The organism is Phyllobacterium sp. (assembly GCF_037994425.1).
Classification (GTDB): Bacteria; Pseudomonadota; Alphaproteobacteria; order Rhizobiales; family Rhizobiaceae; genus Phyllobacterium.
In genome coordinates this window covers 1-1,903 of record NZ_JBBNAM010000406.1, presented here as the reverse complement: position 1 = coordinate 1,903, position 1,903 = coordinate 1, and the positions used below count along the sequence as shown (strand labels likewise).

Here is a 1,903-nt window from a genome sequence, read left to right as displayed (position 1 = left end):
GCTGCCGCCTCATAGTCACGCGCGGCGTATTGCGCCTGCCCAAGATGACAAAGATACCAGCACGCTGGATAGGGATTGAGCCGCAGAGCTTTTTCGATCTGCGCAAGTCCGTCGGCAACCCTGCCGTCCAGCACTGATACGTCCGACATGGCGGCCCAGGTGTCGGCGTGGTTGGGGTCCAGCTCCAGGGCCTTGGCGAAGGCGGCCTCCGATTCCTCCCATCGCCGCTCATAAGCCAAAATGGTCCCCAGGACGTAACGGCAGCCGGCATCGTTGGGATCTAGGTGGACCGCCTTCTGCGCGAATGTCGCCGCCATCCGACGGTTCGGATCCTCGGGCTCGCCGAAATGAGTCCAGGCAAGCCAACGGTTATAGGCGAGCAGACCAAGCGCTTCGGCATATGATGGCTCGAGCTTAACCGCGCGTTGGAGCAGCATATAGGCCTCACGCTCAGTTTGCGGCGACTCTTCCGTCAGGAGGCGGGCGCGCACACACAGGTCGTACGCCTCAAGGTTCTTCGGCCGATTGCGCTGCTTCGGGATGGTCAGCCGGCCGACGAGAGCTTCAACAATCTTGGCGTTAACTTCATCCTGTAATTCGAAAACATCTTCCACCGTCCTGTCAAACCGGTCGGCCCACAAGTGCTGGCCGCCAAGCGCGTCGATCAATTGGGCATTGATGCGGACACGGCCCATTGCGCGTCTGGCGCTCCCTTCCAGGACGTAGCGAACGCCAAGTTCCTGGGCGACCAGCCGTACGTCGACCGGCTTGCCCTTGTAGCCGTACACGGAATTGCGCGCGATGACGAACAGGCCAGCCGTACGGGAAAGGTCGGTGATCAGGTCTTCGGTCAAGCCGTCGACGAAAGGCGCGTCCGCTTCATCCCCACTCATATTCGTGAACGGCAATACAGCGATCGAGGGACATTCGGGCAGCGGCAATGTGCTCTGCAGCGCATCCGGCCAATGCCACACGTGGACCGGGCGAGTCAGGTTCTTTAGGTAGCGTTCGCCTGCATCAAAGAACCGGTCGCCGATCTTGCCGACGATCTCGCCGTGAACTTTGGCTGAAATGCAGATACCTCCTGGTGCGGCCTGCGTCTCGAGTCGCGCCGCGACATTGACGCCGTCGCCGAGGACGTCTGAACCGTCGTCAATGACATCTCCCAGATTGACGCCTACACGCAAAAGCAGGCGCCGGTCTCCGGAAGCCTCAACAGCAGTGGTGGCCCGTTGTATTTCCAACGCTGCTGCGACCGCATCCACTGCGCTACCGAATTCGATTAAGAATCCGTCGCCCATGACCTTGAAGATGCGACCGTTGTGGTGCATCACAGCCGGCTCGATAACGCCAGAACGGAGTTCCCTGAGGTTCGCCAGCGTTGCGACTTCATCAGCCTCCATCAGGCGTGAATATCCCACCACATCGGCAACGACGATGGCGGCAAGGCGCCGCTGAAGAGATTGATCCGTCATGTGAGGATAAGCCTAACGACCAAGTTCGCAAGTTATTGTCCAACCGCAGGTGAGTCAACAAGTGGTAAGAGGCAGTCCAGGCGATCTCCACCTCCATCGAGCAGTCATGCTTCTTTGTGACCGACGGCGTCGAGGTGGACGATACGGAAATGAGTATCCACGGAAAGCGGACGGTTCTTGAACGTCTGGCGGCGAGCGGGGGCTTCGGCAAAAGTGCCCAGTTCTGTCCTGGGGAGACCCGAACTGAAACTGCGCTAAGTCTGCATTTCTCGCTACTCTCCAGATGCGGCCAGTCTCCTTCCGTGAAGAGTTTCGGGCGCCAGCAGGCGTACGAAAGTCCCCGAGGAAGGAACCCGCGGACCACAGTCGAGGCTATGGAGATTTCGATCTACGGCTGATGTGTGTGGTGGCGCGACCGCAGCCAGAGA

The 1,903-nt window shown here is 59.7% G+C and carries 1 protein-coding gene; it reads right to left on the bottom strand.

What is annotated here, in order from left to right; all coding sequences use genetic code 11:
* Positions 1–1,475: adenylate/guanylate cyclase domain-containing protein (locus AAAB35_RS26855; protein WP_340671384.1), on the bottom strand; the 1,475-nt coding region annotated here is incomplete at its 3' end.
* Positions 1,476–1,903: the final 428 nt, after the last annotated feature.